This window comes from Ancalomicrobiaceae bacterium S20 (genome assembly GCA_040269895.1).
Taxonomy (GTDB): Bacteria; Pseudomonadota; Alphaproteobacteria; order Rhizobiales; family Ancalomicrobiaceae; genus Methyloraptor; species Methyloraptor flagellatus.
In genome coordinates, this window is record CP158568.1 from 2,066,852 (window position 1) to 2,085,394 (window position 18,543).

Below are 18,543 nucleotides of genomic sequence, written 5' to 3' on the forward strand. Positions count from 1 at the left end.
ATAACGCCGACATAGTCAATGCACAGATTCTGATGCAAACGCGACTTTGCGGGCCCCATTTATAGCTCAATCGTCTGCCAATTTCGCAAAAAGTGTTTCATTCTAGTTTTCTAATTTAAGATGTAACTACAACTTTTAATGTTTAATCGGCCGCCATATCCCGAAATCCGGATCCATCGGCGAAAACTCGGACATTACTTTCTTATGATGCTCTTATAGATTCCTCACAAGGCAAAATCGCCAGACATTTCAAACCGGGCATTCCGCGTCTGTGGGCACTGGCGCGATCGAGCGGGCCGGACCGTTGGCGCGTCGACCATTCCAGTAAGGCTCATCGGCGAAAGCGCGAGTCCGTTACTTCGTGGGTGCGGAAAGGACGGCATGGAAACGCGAATACCCCGGGGCATACCGCCGCCGCATCCACGCTTCTGGAGGTCTGACGATGACACCTGGATCGGAAAGGATGGCGCGGACGGCCCTACAGGAGCCCCGCCCCTCACCGCTTGGCGAAGGCCGCCACCAGTTCGGGGTCGCGTTCGAGCGTGTCGAGCCAGGTCGGGTCGAGCTTCGGCACCGACGACATGAGCAGGCGCGAATAGGGATGGCCGGCGGCGCTGCCGACGATCGAGGGTTCGAGCTGTTCGATCTTCTCGCCCGCATACATGACCGCGACCTCGTCGCAGATCGCCTGCACGGTCGGCAGGTCGTGACTGATGAAGATGTAGGAGAGCCCGAGTTCGCGCTGCAGCTCCTTCAGGAGATCGATGATCGCGGCGGCGACCACCGTGTCGAGCGCGGAAGTGATCTCGTCGCAGAGGATCAGCTTCGGGTCGGCGGCGAGCGCGCGGGCGAGGTTCACGCGCTGCTTCTGGCCGCCGGAGAGTTCGGGCGGTCGTCGGTGCTTCAGGGCGCGCGGCAGGTGCACCATGTCGAGCAGCCGGTCGACACGCGCCTCGCGCTCGGCGCCGCGGAGCCCGAAGTAGAACGCGAGCGGCCGGCCGAGGATATCGCCGATCGACTTCGCCGGATTGAGCGCGGTGTCGGCGGACTGGAACACGATTTGAAGCTTGCGCAGTTCGTCGCGCGAGCGGGCTCGCGCATCGGCCGGCAGTTCCTTGCCGTCGAACAGGATGTGGCCCGCCGCCGGCGGCAGGATGCCGGCAATGGTGCGGGCGAGCGTCGACTTCCCGCAGCCGCTCTCGCCGATGATGCCGAGGTTCCGGCCCTGTTCGAGCGAGAAGCTCACCTGCTTGACCACCAGCATCGCCGGCAGGCCGTTGTCGAGCGGCTTGCCGTAACCGGCGGTCACCGCATTGACCTCGAGCAGCGGATGATGATGCACCGCTTCGGCGACCGCGGCCGCCGGCACGTGCGCGGCGGGCGCGAAGGCGGCGAGCAGCTGCTTGGTATAGGGATGCGTCGGGGCGTCGAGGATTTGCCGGGTCGTGCCGACCTCCTGGATCTCGCCGCCCTTGAGCACGACGATGCGGTCGGCGATCTGCGCCACGACCGCGAGGTCGTGCGAGACATAGACGCCGGAGATGCGGCCGCGTTTCATCACCGCCTTGAAGGCGCGCAGCACCTCGATCTGGGTGGTGACGTCGAGCGCGGTCGTCGGCTCGTCGAAGATCACCAGCTTCGGATCGCCGATCAGCGCCATGGCCGCCGACAGGCGCTGCAACTGGCCGCCGGAGACCTGGTGCGGATAGCGCGCGCCGATCGTCTCGGGCGACGGTAGCGACAAGGCGCGGAAGAGTTCGACCGCTTTCTTCTCAGCCTCGGCGCGCGGCATCAGGTCGTGGATGCGGGTGATCTCGATCACCTGATCCATGATGCGCTGCGCCGGATTGAACGCCGCCGCCGCGCTCTGCGGCACATAGGCGACCGCCGTGCCGCGCACCGCCGCGCGCGCCCGTTCGGGCAGCGCCGCCATGTCGTGGCCGGCGACCGAAACGCTGCCGCCGGTGATGCGGCAGCCGGCGCGGGCGTGGCCGAGCAGGGTCAGCGCGATCGTGGTCTTGCCCGATCCGCTCTCACCGATCAGCGCGACGATCTCGCCTTCGGCGATGTCGAAGCCGACGCCTTTGATGATCTCGATGCGGCGACCGGAATCGGTGGTCGCTTCGACGTGCAGGTCCCGGATTTCGACGAGATTGGTCATCACGCGCTCCGGTCCCGGATTTTCTGCGGCAGGTTGTCGATCAGCATGTTGACCGCGATGGTCAGGCTGGCGATCGCGAAGGACGGCGCCATGACGGCGGGCGCGCCGAACGGCAGGCCGCCGATGTTCTCGCGCACGAGCGCGCCCCAGTCGGCGTTCGGCGGTTGAACGCCGAGGCCGAGGAACGACAGGCCGGAGAGCAGCAGCACGACGAAGACGAAGCGGATGCCGACATCGGCGAAGACCGGGCCGATGATGTTGGGCAGGATCTCCTGCCCGATCAGGTAGCCGAGCCCCTCGCCGCGGATGCGCGCGACGGTCACGAAGTCCATCGTGTTGACGTTGACGGCGAGCGCGCGGGCGAACCGGTAGGAGCCGGGCGTGTAGATCACGGCCAGCGTGAAGATCAGCACCGGGATCGACGACCCGACGCCGGCGACCACGACGAGGCCGAACAGTTTCGACGGGATCGAATTCAGCGCATCGAGGAACCGGCTCAGCGCCATGTCGAACCAGCCGCCGGTCACGGCGGCGGCCATGCCGAGCGTGACGCCGGTCGTGCAGGCGATCAGCACGGCGGCGAGCGAGATACCGACCGTGTAGCGCGCGCCGAGAATGATGCGCGAGAGCATGTCGCGGCCGAGATAGTCGGAGCCGAGCAGGAATTCGCGGCTCATCGGGCCGAAATAGTCCGTGTCGACGATATCGCCGACGCCGTAGGGCGTGAGCAGCGGCGCGAAGATCGCGACCAGCGCCCAGGCGAGGATGATCGCGAAGCTGATCCGGCCGGTCCAGTTGAACCGGTAGGCCGGAAGCCGCGCCTTCAGAACGGACGTGGTCATGTCAGCGCAGCCTCGGGTTGGACAGGATCGCGACGATGTCGGCGGTCGTGATCAGCATCAGGTAGACGAGACAGAACAGCATCGCGCAGGTCTGGATCAGCGGCAGGTCGCGGGTCGCGACCGCATCGACCATCAGCTTGGCGACGCCGGGATAGTTGAAGATGGTCTCGACGATGATCACGCCGCCGAGCAGGTAGGAGAGCGACAGCGCCACCGCGTTGACGATCGGGCCGAGCGCGTTCGGCAGCGCGTGCTTCAGCACGATGCGCGTGCGCGAGGCGCCCTTCAGCAGCGCCATCTCGACATAGGGCGTGTTCAGCGCCTCCACGACGGCGGCCCGCGTCATGCGGATCATCTGCGCCGAGATCACGAAGCTCAGCGTGAACACCGGCATGGCATAGATGCGGATCAGCTCGCCGAAGGAATGGACGTCGCGAGCGATCGACAGCGACGGCAGCCACTTCAGCCAGACCGCGAAGACGAGCACGCCGGCGGTCGCGACCATGAATTCCGGCACCGAGATCACCATGATCGTGGCGATCGTGACCGTGCGGTCGTAGACCGAGCCGCGCAGCATCGCAGAGGTGATGCCGAGCATCAGCGCGATCGGCACCGCGAAGACGGCCGTCGCGGCGGCGAGCTGCAGCGAGCTTGCCAGACGGCCGCCGATCAGCTTCGCGATCGGCATGTTGTTGGCGTAGGAGATGCCGAGATCGCCGGTCGCAAGTCCCCCGAGCCAGCGGAAGAAACGCAGGATCGCCGGATCGTTCAGATGCATCGCCGCGCGCAGGCCCGCGACCGCCTCCGGCGTCGCGGACTGGCCGAGCAGCACCTCGGCGACGTCGCCGGGCAGGATCTCGGTCGCGCAGAACACCGTGAACGACACGATCAGCAACGTGATCAGCGCGATCACCAGACGGGCACCCAGGAGGGAAAGCAGTGAAGTGTTCATGGGTGTTCCCGCGACGCTCCCGTCGGGGTGATCGGCCCCGCTTTGGATGATCGATGTCCGAGTTTGGCATGGAAGCGGGCCGGGAGCGAACGCCCCCGGCCCGGTGGGGAAGACGAGGATCAGGCCTCGAGCCAGACGTATTCGGCGAAGGTGTAGCCCATCATGCCGCCGAGCGGGTTCGGCAGCAGGCCCTTGAGCTTCTGCGAGATCGCATCGACGTTGGAGATGTAGACCGGGATCGCGGTGCCGGCCTCCTCGGCGACCATGACCTGCATGGCGCCGTAGATCTCCTTGCGCTTGGCGGTATCGAGCGAGCCGCGCGCCTCGAGCAGCATGCGGTCGAACTTCTCGGACTTGTACTGGCTTTCGTTCCACGGCGCGGTCGAGGCGTAGAGCAGCGAGAACAGGATGTCCGGAGTCGGGCGCGGGTTGATGTTGCCGAAGTGGACCGGCGCCTTCAGCCAGTAGTTCGACCAGTAGCCGTCGGACGGGACGCGCTGGACGTCGAACTTCATGCCGATCGCGCTGCCGGCCTGCTGGAGCAGCACCGCCATGTCGATCGACGAGCCGGCGGCGTCCGAGGCGATGATCGGGATCGTCTGCCCGACGAGACCGGCCTTCTGGAAGTGGAACTTCGCCTTCTCGGGATCGAACGCCTTCGGCTTCAGATCCTTGTTGTGGTAGAAATTCGCCGGTGAGATCGGCTGGTCGTTGGCGATCTCGGCGAGACCGCGCAGCGCCGACTTCTGGATCTGCTCACGGTTGAGCAGATACTTCATGCCGGTCACGAAATCCATCTTGTCGCCCGGCGTCATGTCGAGGCGCATGTTGAGGTTCGTGTAGTTGCCCGAGGTCGACTTCGACAGGACGACGCCGGGCTGGCTCTCGACCAGGCGCATCGAGCGCGGGTTGATCGCGGCGGCGAGATGGATGTCGCCGGAAAGTAGCGCGTTGACGCGCGCGGTGTCGTCGGAGATCGCGAAGAACTCGAAGCTGTCGACGTTCGGACCGCCGGACTTGAAGTAGTTCTTGTTCTTCAGGCCGATCGAGCGCACGCCGGGCTCGAAGTTCTCGCAGACGAAGGCGCCGGTGCCGTTGGCCTTGGCGAAGTTGGTGGTGCCGTCGGCAATGATCATGAAGTGATGCATCGCCAGGATCGTCGGCAGGTCGCCGTTCGGGGCGGCGAGCGTGATCTCGACGGTCAGCGGATCGACGGCCTTGAACTCGGTCATCTGCTTGGCGAGCGCGTTGACCTTCGAGCCGGTCGCCGGATCGAGGTGGCGCTTCAACGAATAGATCACGTCGGCCGAGGTCAGCGCCTTGCCGTCATGGAAGGTCACGCCCTTCTTCAGTGTGATGGTCCAGACCTTGGCGTCCTTGGTCTCGATCTTGTCGGCGAGCTCCATCTGGGGCTGGCCGGACTGATCGAGGAAGGTCAGGCGGTTATAGAAGGCGCAGCAGCGCACGTAGTCGGTCGACAGCGAGGCCTTGGCCGGGTCGAGCGTGTCGGCGGTCGAGGACGACCAGCCGGCAGCCTTGAGGTTGCCGCCCTTGACCGGCGTCGCGGCCAGCGCCGCGGTGGCGCGGCCGAGGACGAGGCTGCTCGCGGAAGCGGCGAGACCGCCGGCCAGCAGCATCTGCATCAGATCGCGCCGGGTCGCTCCGCGGCGGATCGCGTTCTCGACCATGGCGTCGTCGGCCCTGGTCCAATCGTGAGGCGTCTTGTCGGTCACGTCTTTCCCCTTCCGTGGCTCGCTGCTGTCTGGATTGGATCGGCCTGCTGTCGTGTCCGGGGGGCTCACGCCGCCCGGTTGCTCTCCACCGCGTCGGCGAGGCCGGCCATCGAGGTGAAGTGGAAATCCGGCACCGTGAAGCTCTCCGGCTCGATCGTGCCGCCGTAGCCGGGCTGGGCATGACGCCGCTGGATCCAGCAGTTGGTCAGCCCGAGTTTTCGAGAGATGCCGATGTCGTGGTACTGGCTCTGCGCGACGTGCAGGATCTGGCCGCGCGTGCCGCCATCCTTCTCGACGAAGGCGAAGACCTGCTCGAAGAAGGCCGGGTCCGGCTTCTCGGTGCCGGTGTCGTCGGCCGTGAAGGCGGCATAGAACGGATTGCCGAGCGCGCGGTTGAAGTGCTCGAACGCCCAGCGCCGGGCATTGGTCATCGCGATCAGCCGGTAGCGCGTCGCGAGCCGCGCCAGCGCGTCGGGCGCATCGGGGAAGGCCTTCCAGCCGGGCACGGAGGCGAGCAGCTGCTCGCCATAGCGCGCGTCCGTCGGCAGGCCGAGCTTCGGCGCGATCACGCCATAGACGCGGGAGAGATCGTCCGGAAACCTGAGCGCCTCGGGCATGTAGCGCGCGGCGCGATAATGGGCGAGCGCCGCTTCGGCATCGACCGCGACGCCGGCCTCGCGCCCGATCGCGGCGAGCGCGCCGGTGATGCCGCCCTCGAAGTCGATCAGTGTGCCGACCACATCGAAGGTCATGTACTGGAACGCGTCGAACGATGTGGCCACGATCCCGACCCTTTGGCGAGGCGCAACCCGCGGCACGGCGGGAGCGCGTTAAAATCCAATGCAGAAGAATGTGCTGCGCGAGCGCCGTCGCCGACGGCCATCACGGACGGCATGCTTCCGCGTCCGGCCGACCGTTTTCTGCGTTTTTCTTCGTCGGCTACACGATCAGTGTCGCAACTCGGCGTCGCCGGATCATCTGAAAGTATGAAATTCCGCGGCACAAAATTGCGATTTCGGCGACTTACCGGAATTTCCCGTACTGCGCCGGCGATCCCGCGGGGGAACCGGTTCCCCCCGCGGGATCCTGTCGGATCACGCCATCGCGGCGCGGACGGCCGGATCGGCCAGCGTCTGGTCGAGCGTCAGCTTGGTGCGCTCGACGATCGCGTCGATCTCGGCCTCGGTGCAGCAGAGCGGCGGGGCGTAGCCGAGCACGCCATTGGCGAAGGCGCGGATGACGAGGCCGTTGTCCCAGGCGCGATCGAAGACGCGGCGCGCCGGCTCGGCGGCGGCCGGCAGCGGCGTCTTCTTCTCCTTGTCGGTGACCATCTCGATCGCGGCCAGCATGCCGCGGCCGCGCACGTCGCCGACGAGCGGATGATCGCGCAGGCTCTCGAGCCCCGCCATCAGGCGGGCGCCCATCTTACGGCCGTTGTCGAGCAGGCCGCCCTCGTAGAGCTTCAGCACGGCAAGGCCGACCGCGGCGCTGACCGGGTGGGCCGAATAGGTGTAGCCGTGGCCGACCGCGGCCGCGCCCGCCCCGTCCGCGATCGTCTGATAGACGTGATCGGACAGGAACACCGCACCCATCGGCACATAGCCGGAGGTCAGGCCCTTGGCGGTCGTCATCAGATCCGGAACGATGCCCTCGTCCTCCGAGGCGAACAGCGGGCCGGTGCGGCCGAAGCCGGTGATGACCTCGTCGGCGACGAACAGGATGTCGAGCTCGCGGCAGACCTCGCGCATCGCCTTGACCCAGCCGGGCGGCGGCACCAGCACGCCGCCGGAGCCCTGGATCGGCTCGCAATAGAAGGCCGCGACGCGCTCGGCGCCGCCGACCGCCTCGACCTTGGCCTTCAGGGCCGCGACCGAGGCAGCGATGATCGCCGCCGTGTCGGAGCCGACCGGGTTGCGGTAGGCGTAGTGCGACGGAATCTTGTGCTGCCAGTCATAGGGCACGCCGAAGCCGGCATGGAAGGCCGGCAAGGCGGTCAGGCCGGCACCGACGGTCGAGGAGCCGTGATAGCCGCTCTCGATCGAGATGAACTGGTCCTTCTGCGGCTTGCCGCGTGCCTGCTGGTAATAGCGGATGAAGCGCACGGTGCTGTCGACCGCGTCGGAGCCGCCGAGGGTGAAATAGACGTGGTCGAGATCGCCCGGCGCGCGCTCGGCCAGTTCCGCGGCAAGGCGGATCGCCGGCTCGGAGCCGAGGCCGAAGTAGCCGGTCGCGTAGGCGAGTTCGCGCATCTGGTTGGTGGCCGCCTCGATGATGCTCTCCTGGCCGTAGCCGACGTTGACGCACCAGAGGCCCGCGAAGCCGTCGATCATCTGATGGCCGGTCGCGTCGGTGACCGTCGCGCCCTTGGCGGAGCGCAGCACACGCACGCCGGCCTTCTCGTGACCTCGGTAGGAGGCGACCGGATGGACGAGGTGGGCGCGGTCGAGTTCGATCAGCGAATTGCTCAGCATGGGGTTCTCCGGTTCAGCCGAGGGCCTGACTGGCGAGGGCATAGGTTCGGAACGGGGTCGGGACGGTGCCGCGGGGGGCATCGGCGCGTTTGGCCGGCGTCGACACACCAGCGGGTCGCGTCATGGCGATGCCTCCGCCGGCATGGGCCAGGCCGAGGCTCTCGAGCCAGGGGCCGAGCCCGACCGCCTCCGGCGCGTCGACACGCAGGAAGCGGCCCGAGCGGGCCGCGAAAGCGAAGGTGAGGAGCGCGCGGGCATCGGCATCCGAGGTCGCGACCACCGGACCGACGACCTCGCCTCGGCCGAAGGCACGCAAGGCCGCAAAGCCGGCGACTGCGCCGTCGCGGCGCAATACGGCGATGCGGCCGAGCGCCGTCAGCATGGCGATCAGCCCCCGGCGCTCCATGCTGATCGCGGCACGATCGCTGGCGACCAGCGCATCGAGCTCGCTCGCCTCGAGGCGACCGCGGTCGATCCAGGCGATGTCGGCGCCGGCCGGCAGCGTGGTCGTGGCGGACGGCACGAATTCGCCCTGGTGCTGGCGGATCTCGTGGGTGGCGCGGAAGCCGAGCTTCTCATAGAGCGGCAGGCCGTCGCGCGTGGCGGTGAGCCGGCATTCACGCGTACCGCAGGCGGCGAGTGCCGCCTCCATCAGGCGCCGACCGAGCCCGCGCCCACGCATCGCCTCTGCAACGATGACCATGTTCACCGTGGCCGCGGTGTCGCCATAGGGCGTCATCATCGCGGTGCCGACCACGCGATTGCCATCGAGGGCCACGAAGCCGCGGCCGAGCGAGAGCACCAGAGCCCAGTCCTCGCGCCGATGCGGCCAGCCGGCCTCGATCGACAGGGCGAGCGCACCGTCGAGGTGGGCTTCTCCGAATTCAACGAGTTCGATCACGTCGGACGTCATCTGCTTCCGCCTGTTCATTCGCCTCCCTTCGGAATAGCCCCTCAGCCGAGGCAGTTCGTCCCGACCTTCGGGCTCGCGCAGCATATTCGACCATGCGAACCGGCGGTGACCGCATCGCGTGCCACGGCCCGCGGTTTTCAAGGCCGAGAACGGCCTCGAAACGCGGCTCCCGGGGCTCGCGCAGCACAACTCTCTGCCAAAGGTCGCGATCGATACGGCAGGATCTGCTTTGCCCGACCGGCAATGCGGTGATCGGGGCCTGCGAACGCTGACTATGATCCTCCCCAGTTCCGGACGACCACCGTCCATTGAGGGAGGAATTACGCGTATGTCCGTCTTCAAGCCGAAATACGTGACCTTCGACTGCCATGGCACGCTGATCTACTTCGCCATGGACAAGGCCGCGCGCTCGCTCTACGGCGACCAGCTCGACGAGCCGCGCATGCAGACGTTCATCAAGGACTTCTCGGCCTATCGGCTCGACGAGATCATGGGCGCGTGGAAGCCCTATGCGGAGGTCGTCCACAACGCGGTCGAGCGGACCTGCAAGCGCAATGGCGTCGCCTTCAAGCCCGAGGATGCGGCCTGGATCTACGAGCAGGTGCCGACCTGGGGTCCGCACCCGGACGTGCCGGCCGGCCTCGCCAAGGTCGCCAAGGAGATCCCGCTCGTCATCCTGTCGAATGCGATGAACGTGCAGATCCCGCACAATGTCGCCAAGCTCGGCGCGCCGTTCCACGCCGTCTACACGGCCGAGCAGGCGCAAGCCTACAAGCCGCGCTTCCAGGCGTTCGAGTACATGTTCGACATGCTCGGCTGCGGTCCGGAGGACATCGTCCATTGCTCGTCGTCGTTCCGCTACGACCACATGTCGGCGCACGACCTCGGCATCAAGAACAAGGTGTGGGTCAACCGCGGCCATGAGCCGGCGAACCCCTACTACGGCTACGTCGAGATCAAGGACATCTCGGGTCTGCCCGGCGTCTTCGGGCTCTGACACCGGTCCGGCGGGTCGCCGCCGGACCACCACCTCGACCGGGCGGGAGTGGGCCGCCCCGACAGAAACGACCTAACGGTCATTGGATGAGCGGCTCCGGCTCACGACACGGACGTGCAGGTCCATGCGTGCCGAACCGCTCGAGACAGGATTTCGTCGGATGCAGCTCAAGAGCTATTGGCACGCGACGGCCACCCCGTTCGCGGGCGCGGCCGCCGGCCCGGTCGAGGGCGACTACGATATCGCGATCGTCGGCGGCGGCTTCACCGGCCTCTCGGCCGCCCGCCATCTCGCCAAGCAAGGCGTGAAAGTGGTCGTTCTGGAAGCCGCGACCGTCGGGTCGGGCGCCTCGGGCCGCAACGGCGGCCACCTCAACAACGGCCTCGCGCACAGCTTCATCGCCGCCAAGGCACACCTCGGCACCGAGCGGGCGATCGCGCTCTACAAGGCCTTCGACGCTTCGATCGACACGATCGAGGCGATCATCGCCGAGGAAGGCATCGATTGCGCGTTCCGCCGCTCCGGCAAGCTCAAGCTCGCCTCCAAGCCGGAACATTTCGCGACGCTCGCCAAGAACTTCGAGGCCATCAATCGCGAAGTCGACCCCGACACCGCGATGCTGACCAAGGCCGAGATCGCGTGCGAGGTGGTCTCCGACCAGTTCCACGGCGGCATGCTGTCGAAGAAGAGCGCCATGATGCACATGGGCCGCTACGTCGCGGGGCTCGCGACCGCCGCTGCCCGGCGCGGGGCGACCATCTTCGAGACCGCGCCCGTCACCGAACGGCGCGTCGAGAACGGCCGGCACACGCTCGTCACGCCGCGCGGCCGCGTGACCGCGCGCGAGGTGCTGATCGCGACCGGCGCCTATACCTCGGGGCCGTTCTCGTGGTTCCGCCGCCGCATCGTGGCGGTCGGCAGCTTCATCATCGCGACCCGGCCGCTGAGCGATGCCGAGATCGCGGGCGCCGTGCCGGGCAACCGGACCTTTGTGAATTCGCTCAATATCGGCAACTACTTCCGGCTCGCGCCGGACAATCGCCTGATCTTCGGCGGCCGGGCGCGCTTCTCGGCGACCTCCGACCAGCGCTCGGATGCCAAGAGCGGCGCCATCCTCCAGGCGAGCCTGGAGAAGCTCCTGCCCTCGCTCGCCCATGTCGAGACCGACTATTGCTGGGGCGGCCTCGTCGACATGACCAAGGACCGTTACCCGCGCGCCGGCCGGCACGACGGCGTCTGGTACGCGATGGGTTATTCCGGCCACGGCGCGCAGCTCGCGAGCCACATGGGCATCATCATCGCCGACGCCATGCTCGGCCGGGAGGACCGCAACCCGGTCGCCGGTCTCGCCTGGCCGGCCGTGCCGGGGCACTTCGGCCAGCCGTGGTTCCTGCCGCTGGTCGGGATGTATTACAAGTTTCTCGACAAGATCCAGTGAGCGGATCGCAAGACCGATCAAGCAAAGGGGGCGCGGCCAGGCCGCGCCCCCTTTTTGATGTCGGAACCAGCCCTGACGCGGCTCAGCCCAGGCCGCCGACGTGCAGCGCCTTGACCTCGAGATATTCCTCGATGCCGAGCTTGGAGCCCTCGCGGCCGAGGCCCGACTGCTTGACGCCGCCGAACGGGGCGACCTCGGTCGAGATCGCGCCGGTGTTCAGGCCGATCATGCCGAATTCGAGCGCCTCGGCGACGCGCCAGGAGCGCTTCAGGTTCTCGGTGAAGAAATAGGACGCGAGACCGAAGGGCGTGCCGTTGGCGATCTCGATCGCCTCTTCTTCCGCCGAGAAGCGGAACAGCGGCGCGACCGGGCCGAAGGTCTCCTCCGAGGCGAGCAGCATGTCGGTGGTGGCACCGCCGAGCACGAGGGGCCGCGCATACTGCGGGCCGTTCGGCACCTCGGCCGAGGCGAGACGGGTCGCGCCCTTCGACAGCGCGTCTTCAACGTGGCGGTCGATCTTCTCGATCGCGGCCTTGTTGATCATAGGGCCGATGTCGGTGTCGGCCGCCACGCCCGGACCGACCTTCATCTTGGCGACGCGCGCCGAGAGCTTCTCGGCGAAGCGGTCGTAGATGCCGTCCTGAACCAGAATGCGGTTGGAGCAGACACAGGTCTGGCCGCCATTGCGGAATTTCGAGGCGATGGCGCCCTCGATCGCGAGATCGATATCGGCGTCGTCGAAGACGATGAAGGGGGCATTGCCGCCGAGCTCGAGGCTCAAGCGCTTGACGCTGTCCGACGCCTGCCGCATCAGCAGCGCGCCGACGCGGGTCGAGCCCGTGAAGGAGATCTTGCGCACCGTCTCGTTGCCCGTCAGCTCGGCGCCGATCGCGGTCGGCAGACCGGTGACGATGTTGATCACACCGGCCGGAATGCCCGCGCGCTCGGCCAGCACGCCGAGCGCCAGCGCCGAAAAGGGCGTCAGTTCGGAGGGCTTGATCACCACGGTGCAACCGGCGGCGAGCGCCGGGGCGACCTTGCGGGTGATCATCGCGTTCGGGAAGTTCCACGGCGTGACGATGCCGCAGACGCCGACCGGTTCCTTGAGCACCAGGATGCGGCGATCCGGCGTCGGCGAGGGAATGGTCGAGCCGTCGATGCGGCGGGCTTCCTCGGCGAACCACTTCACGAAGGAGGCGCCGTAGCGGATCTCGGTGCGCGCCTCGGAGAGCGGCTTGCCCTGCTCGCGGGTCAGGATCAGCGCCAGATCCTCGAGGTGCTCGATCATCAGATCGTGCCAGGCCTGCACCAGGGCGGCGCGCTCGGCGTGGGTCTTGCGGCGCCAGCTGCGGAACGCCTTGGCGGCGGCGTCGATGGCGGCGCGGGTCTCGGTCGCGTCGGCGTCCGGCACGGTGCCGATCGGCAGGCCGGTCGCCGGGTCGGTGACGTCGAGCGTGGATTGAGAGGCGGCCACGATCCATTCGCCGCCGACGAGGCAGCGCTCGCGGAAGAGGCCGGGGTCGCGCAGACCTTCGAGGGACATGGGTTTTCTCCGTAAGGCGGGGCCGCGGGACGCGCGGCAGGTCAGGCGAGCACCGCGAGCACCGCGGCAGATCAGGCGAGAGCCGCGAGCACCGCGGCGGTGATTTCCGATGTCTTGTTCTGACCCGGCACGGTGCCGATGCCGCGCGCGGTCGCCGCCTCGATGGCGCCCATCACGGCCTTGGCCGCGCCCGCCTCGCCGAGGTGGTCGAGCATCATCGCGCCCGACCAGATCGCCGCGATCGGATTGGCGATGCCGAGATGGGCGATGTCCGGCGCCGAGCCGTGCACGGGCTCGAACATCGAGGGCGCCGTGCGGTCCGGATTGATATTGGCCGAGGCCGCGAAGCCGAGGCCGCCCTGGATGGCGGCGCCGAGGTCGGTCAGGATGTCGCCGAACAGGTTCGAGGCGACCACGACATCGAGGCTCTCCGGCGCCATGACCATGCGCGCCGCCATGGCGTCGATGTGATAGCCGGTGACTTCGACGTCCGGATATTCGGCCGCGAGTTCGGCCGTCACCGCGTCCCAGAACACCATCGAATACTTCTGCGCGTTCGACTTGGTCACCGAGGCGAGCTTGCCGCGGCGCTTGCGCGCCTGTTCGAAGCCGAAGCGCAGGATGCGCTCGACGGCCGTGCGCGTGAAGATCGAGGTCTCGACCGCGACCTCGTCGGAGGTGCCCTGATGCACGCGGCCGCCGGCGCCGGAATACTCGCCTTCGGTGTTCTCGCGGATGCAGAGGATGTCGAAGTCGGTCTTCTTCAACGGTCCCTCGACGCCGGCGAGCAGCCGGTGCGGCCGGATATTGGCGTATTGCACGAAGGACTTGCGGATCGGCAGCAGCAGGCCGTGCAGCGAGACCGAATCCGGCACGCGCACCGGCCAGCCGACCGCGCCGAGCAGGATCGCGTCGAACTTGCGCAAGGTCGCGATGCCGTCGGCCGGCATCATCGCGCCGGTCTCCTCGTAGAAGGCGCAGGACCAGGGGAAGGTCGTCCCCTCGAGCGCGAAGCCGGCGCCGGCCGCGGCCTTGGTCAGCACGGACCAGGCGGCCTCGGTCACGTCGACGCCGATGCCGTCACCGGGGATCAGGGCGATCTCATAGGATTTCATGGACGTCTCCGGTTCAGATGGCGATCAGTACGCTCTTCGATTTGCGATTTGCCAGATAGGCCTCGCGGCCGAGATCCTTGCCGAGGCCGGAACTCTTATAGCCGCCGGTCGGCAGGATGTGGTCGCGCGAGCGACCGTAGCGGTTGACCCAGACCGTGCCGGCCTGGAGCTTGCGCGTCACGCGAACGGCGCGCGCCAGATCGCGCGTGTAGAGGCCGGCGCAGAGCCCGTAGGTCGGGTGATCGGCGAGTGCCAGCGCCGCATCCTCGTCGCCGTCCTGGAAGGTCTGCACGGTCAGCACCGGGCCGAAGATCTCCTCGGTGACCGCCGGCGAGGCCTCATCGACGCCGTCGATCAGGGTCGGCGCGAAGAAGTATCCTTCGCGGTCGATCCGCCCTCCCCCATGGCGGCAGGTGCCGCCGCCCGCGACAGTGGCCTCGACGATCGAGGCCATGCGGGCGAGCTGGCGCTCGGAGATGATCGGGGCGTAGCCGCTGGTCGCGGCGTCCCAGGTCGGGCCCGGCCGGACCGCGGCCATGGCGGCGACGATCTTGTCGACCACCGCTTCCGCCACGCTCGCCTCGACCACCAGTCGCGACCCCGCCACGCACGCCTGGCCCGCATTGCCGAGCACCGAGCGGGCGATCGCCGCGCAGGCGCGTTCGAGATCGGCGTCGGCGAACACGACCTGCGGGCTCTTGCCGCCGAGTTCGAGCGTCATCGGCTTGATGCCGGTGCGCGCGACGTTGGCCATGATCGCCGCACCCGCGGCGGTCGAGCCGGTGAAGCTCACCTTGGCGATGCCGGGATGGCCGGTGATGGCCGTGCCGGTCGTGCGGCCGTCACCGTTGACGATGTTGATCAGTCCGGCGGGCACGCCGGCCCGCACCGCCAGTTCCGCCATGTAGAGGGTTGCGAAGGGCGTCATCTCGGACGGCTTCAGCACCACCGCGTTGCCGGCCGCGAGCGCCGGGCCGAGCTTCCAGGCCGCCATCGAGATCGGGAAATTCCACGGCGTGATCGCGCCGACGACGCCGTAGGGCTCGGTCGCGATCAGGCCGAGACTGTCGTCGGCGGTCGGCACGAGATCGCCGCCTTCCTTGTCGGCGAACTCGGCGAAGAAGCGGATCTGCTCGGCGGTGATCGGGATATCGATCGTCATCATCTCGGCGATCGGCCGGGTCGAGGCGACGGCCTCCAGCCGGGCGAGCGTCACGGCTTCCTGCTCGATCAGATCGGCCCAGCGATGCAGAGCGTTGGTGCGCTCGCGCGGGCGGGCCGAGGCCCAGCCGCTCGTCGCGAGCGCCTGCTTCGCCGTGTCGACCGCGCGGTCGACGAGGTCTTCGCTCGCGACGGGGCAGGCCGCGAAGGCGACGCCGTCGGACGGGCGATGCAGATCGAGCGCGCCTTCGGCGGCGATGCGTTCGCCGCCGATGAAGTGCTCGGCCGGAAAGCGGATCGAGGACGGATCGAAGCTGAGCGTCACAGCGCGGGTTCCCGGGGCGCGGGCGGACCGGCGGCCCACCTCGCCCTCACCTCTAGCGCCCCGGCCGGCGCAGTTTGCGCCGAGACGCAGGGCCCCACCGACGCAAAACCCCGTTTGCCGGGGGGCGAACAGCGGATTGTTCCGGACCCTCGGACATCTGGTCCGGTCGAGAGCATGGACGAGAGGCCGGCGGCGGAAACCACTATGGTCCGCCGCCAGCCACAGGGCGTCAGCCGACGGTGACGTAGATCTTGCGGACGGTCTCGATCGTCTTCCAGACGCCGACGTAGCCCGGCTTCATCACGAAGCTGTCGCCAGCCTTGAAGATGCGCGGCGCCTCGCCCTTCTCGGTCAGTTCGACGACGCCTTCGAGGATGTAGCAGAACTCGAAGACCTCACCCTTGATCGAGTGCGTCTCGCCCGGCGTCGCCTCCCAGATGCCGGTGCGGACCGGCTCGCCGCGGGACTCGTCGAACGCCCAGGTCTTGAACGACGGATCGCCGGCGATCAGCCGCTCGGCCGTCGGCTTGGCGTGCTTGGGTTCGAAGGTCGGATTGGTATCGAGCTTGATCAGGAGCGACATGGATCTCTCTCGGTTGGGGATGGTGAAGGGATGGCTCAGTAGCCGCGCGCCGGGTCGATGAGGCCGATCGGGTCCAGCCCGGCCTCGTGGCGGCGGATGTTCTCGATGACGGCGCGCGCGGCGCCGTCGGCCTGGGTGACGCTCGCCACATGCGGCGTCAGGATCACCTTCGGGTGGCGCCAGAGCGGATGCTCGGCCGGCAGCGGCTCGGGATCGGTCACGTCGACGACGGCGCCAGCGAGCCGGCCGCTGTCGAGCGCCGCAACAAGCGCCGCCTGATCGAGCTGCGGCCCGCGGCCGACATGGACGAGGCCGGCGCCCTCCGGCAGCTTGGCGAACAGATCGGCGTTCAGGATGCCGGTCGTCTCCGGCGTCAGCGGCAGGAGGCAGACGAGGATGTCCGTCTCGGCCAGCATCGCGTCGAGCCCGTCCGCGCCGTGGAAGGTCGTCACGCCCTCGATCGCCCGCGGCGACCGGCTCCAGCCGGCGAGCGGGAAGCCGAACGGCTTCAGCCGCTCCAGGACCGCACTGCCGAGCTGGCCGAGCCCGAGCACGCCGACGCGGCGCTCCGGGGCCTGCCGAACGGGGCGCATCTTCCAGACGCGGTCGGCCTGCTGGCCGAGATAGCCCGGCAGGTCGCGATGCAGCGCCAGCACCCCGAGCGTCACATATTCCTGCATCATCCGGACGATGCCCTCCTCGACCATGCGGACGAGGCGGACACCCTTCGGCAGCGCCGCCGGATCGATCTGGTCGATGCCGGCGCCGATGGAGAACACGATCTCGAGGTTCGTGTAGCGGGCGATATCCGCCGGCGGCATCCAGGTCAGCAGATAGCGGATCGAGGCCGGATCAACCCCTTCGGTCGAAGTCAGGAACGGCACATGCGGCAGGTCGGCCGCGAAGCGGGGCGCGAACACCTTCACGCGTTCGCCGGTCAGATTGAAGAAGAAGGCCATGACGCGCGAGCTCCGGCGGCGGCGTGAATGAGAGGACGGGCGATGACGCCGTTCGGCGGGGTGCCGCTCAGGCGTTGAAGCTCAGGGCCAGACGCTCGAGCAGCCTGGTGCAGGCGGCGAGCTCGCCGCGCTCGATGTACTCGTCGGGTTTGTGGGCGCGACCGATGTCGCCGGGACCGCAGATGATCGCGTCGACGCCGGCGGCCTGGAACAGGCCGGCTTCGGTGCCATAGCTGACCGCCGGGATCGGCCTCGCGCCGGTCAGCCCCACGAGCGCGCGGGCGATCGGCGCGTCCGGAGCGAGCGCCAGCGCCGGATAGTCCGCGATCTCGGTCCAGTCGACGCCGTAGCCGCGCGCCGCCAACCGCTCGGCCGCCGCGCGCACCGGCCCCAGCAGCGCGACCGGCGACACGCCGGCGATGGCGCGCGCCTCGACCTCGGCGACCACGCGATCCGGCACGATATTCAGCGCATCACCGCCGCGGATCGTGCCGACCTGCAGCGTCGAATAGGGCGGCGCGAAAGTCTCGTCACGCTCGGCGGTCGTCAGCGCCTCCGAGGCGGCGACGGCGGCGGCGAGCACCTCGGCCATGCCATGGATGGCGTTCAGCGCCAGATCCGGACGCGACGAGTGCCCGGACTTGCCGCGGATCTCGATCCGCGCCGCCGCCTTGCCCTTGTGGGCGAGCACCGGCACCAGACCGGACGGCTCGCCGATGACGGCGGCGGCCGGGGCCGCGCAGAGTTCGGGCAGCCGCGCGATCATGTGCGGCACGCCGCGGCAGCCGGATTCCTCGTCATAGGAGAAGGCGATATGGACCGGCCGACAGAGCCCGGCCGCCTTGATCGCGGGCACCGCCGCGAGCACGCAGGCGAGGAAGCCCTTCATGTCCGAGGTGCCGCGCGCGTAGAGCTTGTCGCCGTCGGCGCGCAGGCGGAACGGGTCGGAGGTCCAGGTCGGCTCCTCGGCGGGCACGACGTCCATGTGGCCGGAGAGGATCAGGCCGGCGCCCTCGGCCGGGCCGATGGTCGCGAACAGGTTGGCGCGGTCGCCTTCCGGTCCGGGCAGTACCTTCGCCTCGACGCCATGACCCGCCAGATAGTCCGCGACCCAGCCGACCACCGCCGCATTGGGGCGCCCGACGACCGAGGGAATGGCGACCAGCGCGGCAAGGATCTCTTCGGCGGACATGAGGTCTCCGGCAGGATTGTTCGATCGCCCGCAGCATAGGGGGCGCTCGCGCGAGCGCACGCCGATTTCGGCGGCATCCACAGTGACAAGTGCCGAAAACCGCATCGAGAACGGTGCATTCTGTCGCGCCGATCGGTTACGACTGGAGGTGGACAATT

The 18,543-nt window shown here is 68.1% G+C and carries 15 protein-coding genes; 2 read left to right on the plus strand and 13 right to left on the minus strand.

Going from position 1 to position 18,543, the window contains the following annotated elements; genetic code table 11:
* Positions 1–496: 496 nt before the first annotated feature.
* From ABS361_09505 to ABS361_09535, 7 genes are all read right to left on the minus strand, one after another.
* Positions 497–2,161: an ABC transporter ATP-binding protein gene (locus ABS361_09505; GenBank protein ID XBY46420.1), complete on the minus strand. Its 1,665-nt coding sequence runs from the start codon at positions 2,159–2,161 to the stop codon at positions 497–499.
* Positions 2,161–3,003 (minus strand): ABC transporter permease, encoded by an 843-nt coding sequence (locus tag ABS361_09510; protein ID XBY46421.1) that lies wholly within the window; start codon positions 3,001–3,003, stop codon positions 2,161–2,163. Before ABS361_09510 ends, ABS361_09505 begins: the two co-directional genes overlap by 1 nt.
* 1 nt (position 3,004) lies before the next feature.
* A complete protein-coding gene (locus ABS361_09515; protein ID XBY46422.1) occupies positions 3,005–3,955 on the minus strand; it encodes an ABC transporter permease in 951 nt (316 codons plus the stop codon).
* A gap of 119 nt (positions 3,956–4,074) precedes the next feature.
* A complete protein-coding gene (locus ABS361_09520) occupies positions 4,075–5,643 on the minus strand; it encodes an ABC transporter substrate-binding protein (GenBank protein XBY46867.1) in 1,569 nt (522 codons plus the stop codon).
* Positions 5,644–5,753: 110 nt separating this feature from the next.
* Positions 5,754–6,440: an HAD-IA family hydrolase gene (locus tag ABS361_09525; protein ID XBY46868.1), complete on the minus strand. Its 687-nt coding sequence runs from the start codon at positions 6,438–6,440 to the stop codon at positions 5,754–5,756.
* 342 nt (positions 6,441–6,782) lie between these two features.
* On the minus strand, positions 6,783–8,159 hold the full coding sequence (locus ABS361_09530) for an aspartate aminotransferase family protein (GenBank protein ID XBY46423.1): 1,377 nt from the start codon (positions 8,157–8,159) through the stop codon (positions 6,783–6,785).
* A 13-nt stretch (positions 8,160–8,172) separates the two neighbouring features.
* On the minus strand, positions 8,173–9,090 hold the full coding sequence (locus ABS361_09535; GenBank protein ID XBY46424.1) for a GNAT family N-acetyltransferase: 918 nt from the start codon (positions 9,088–9,090) through the stop codon (positions 8,173–8,175).
* 310 nt (positions 9,091–9,400) lie between these two features.
* On the opposite strand from ABS361_09535, the gene ABS361_09540 reads away from it, so the two are divergent.
* Entirely contained in the window at positions 9,401–10,069 is a 669-nt protein-coding gene (locus ABS361_09540) for a haloacid dehalogenase type II (protein ID XBY46425.1), read from the plus strand.
* Between the two features lie 160 nt (positions 10,070–10,229).
* Complete coding sequence (locus ABS361_09545) at positions 10,230–11,507, plus strand: FAD-binding oxidoreductase (protein ID XBY46426.1); 1,278 nt, start codon at positions 10,230–10,232, stop codon at positions 11,505–11,507.
* Between the two features lie 82 nt (positions 11,508–11,589).
* Here the strand turns inward: ABS361_09545 and ABS361_09550 are convergent, their stop codons facing one another.
* The 6 genes from ABS361_09550 to argE all read right to left on the minus strand — a co-directional run bounded on the left by ABS361_09550 (position 11,590) and on the right by argE (position 18,385).
* Positions 11,590–13,050 carry an NAD-dependent succinate-semialdehyde dehydrogenase gene (locus ABS361_09550; protein ID XBY46427.1) on the minus strand — a complete coding sequence of 487 codons (1,461 nt, stop codon included), beginning with the start codon at positions 13,048–13,050 and terminating at the stop codon, positions 11,590–11,592.
* 71 nt (positions 13,051–13,121) lie between these two features.
* Positions 13,122–14,165, minus strand: a complete 1,044-nt coding sequence (locus ABS361_09555) for a tartrate dehydrogenase (protein XBY46428.1) — start codon at positions 14,163–14,165, stop codon at positions 13,122–13,124.
* A gap of 13 nt (positions 14,166–14,178) precedes the next feature.
* Entirely contained in the window at positions 14,179–15,651 is a 1,473-nt protein-coding gene (locus ABS361_09560; protein ID XBY46429.1) for an aldehyde dehydrogenase family protein, read from the minus strand.
* A 229-nt stretch (positions 15,652–15,880) separates the two neighbouring features.
* The gene (locus tag ABS361_09565; GenBank protein XBY46430.1) at positions 15,881–16,234 is read right to left on the minus strand and encodes a cupin domain-containing protein; all 354 of its coding nucleotides are present in this window, start codon (positions 16,232–16,234) and stop codon (positions 15,881–15,883) included.
* A 35-nt stretch (positions 16,235–16,269) separates the two neighbouring features.
* On the minus strand, positions 16,270–17,193 hold the full coding sequence (locus ABS361_09570) for a glyoxylate/hydroxypyruvate reductase A (GenBank protein XBY46431.1): 924 nt from the start codon (positions 17,191–17,193) through the stop codon (positions 16,270–16,272).
* Positions 17,194–17,260: 67 nt separating this feature from the next.
* Complete coding sequence (gene argE, locus ABS361_09575; protein XBY46432.1) at positions 17,261–18,385, minus strand: acetylornithine deacetylase; 1,125 nt, start codon at positions 18,383–18,385, stop codon at positions 17,261–17,263.
* Positions 18,386–18,543 lie beyond the last annotated feature (158 nt).

Excerpts from the sequence above, each read along its gene's own strand:
- ABS361_09505 (XBY46420.1), bottom strand. The coding sequence starts at position 2,161 with ATGACCAATCTCGTCGAAATCCGGGACCTGCACGTCGAAGCGACCACC.
- ABS361_09510 (XBY46421.1), bottom strand. The coding sequence starts at position 3,003 with ATGACCACGTCCGTTCTGAAGGCGCGGCTTCCGGCCTACCGGTTCAAC.
- ABS361_09515 (XBY46422.1), bottom strand. The coding sequence starts at position 3,955 with ATGAACACTTCACTGCTTTCCCTCCTGGGTGCCCGTCTGGTGATCGCG.
- ABS361_09520 (XBY46867.1), bottom strand. The coding sequence starts at position 5,643 with ATGGTCGAGAACGCGATCCGCCGCGGAGCGACCCGGCGCGATCTGATG.
- ABS361_09525 (XBY46868.1), bottom strand. The coding sequence starts at position 6,440 with ATGACCTTCGATGTGGTCGGCACACTGATCGACTTCGAGGGCGGCATC.
- ABS361_09530 (XBY46423.1), bottom strand. The coding sequence starts at position 8,159 with ATGCTGAGCAATTCGCTGATCGAACTCGACCGCGCCCACCTCGTCCAT.
- ABS361_09535 (XBY46424.1), bottom strand. The coding sequence starts at position 9,090 with ATGAACAGGCGGAAGCAGATGACGTCCGACGTGATCGAACTCGTTGAA.
- ABS361_09540 (XBY46425.1), top strand. The coding sequence starts at position 9,401 with ATGTCCGTCTTCAAGCCGAAATACGTGACCTTCGACTGCCATGGCACG.
- ABS361_09545 (XBY46426.1), top strand. The coding sequence starts at position 10,230 with ATGCAGCTCAAGAGCTATTGGCACGCGACGGCCACCCCGTTCGCGGGC.
- ABS361_09550 (XBY46427.1), bottom strand. The coding sequence starts at position 13,050 with ATGTCCCTCGAAGGTCTGCGCGACCCCGGCCTCTTCCGCGAGCGCTGC.
- ABS361_09555 (XBY46428.1), bottom strand. The coding sequence starts at position 14,165 with ATGAAATCCTATGAGATCGCCCTGATCCCCGGTGACGGCATCGGCGTC.
- ABS361_09565 (XBY46430.1), bottom strand. The coding sequence starts at position 16,234 with ATGTCGCTCCTGATCAAGCTCGATACCAATCCGACCTTCGAACCCAAG.
- ABS361_09570 (XBY46431.1), bottom strand. The coding sequence starts at position 17,193 with ATGGCCTTCTTCTTCAATCTGACCGGCGAACGCGTGAAGGTGTTCGCG.
- argE (XBY46432.1), bottom strand. The coding sequence starts at position 18,385 with ATGTCCGCCGAAGAGATCCTTGCCGCGCTGGTCGCCATTCCCTCGGTC.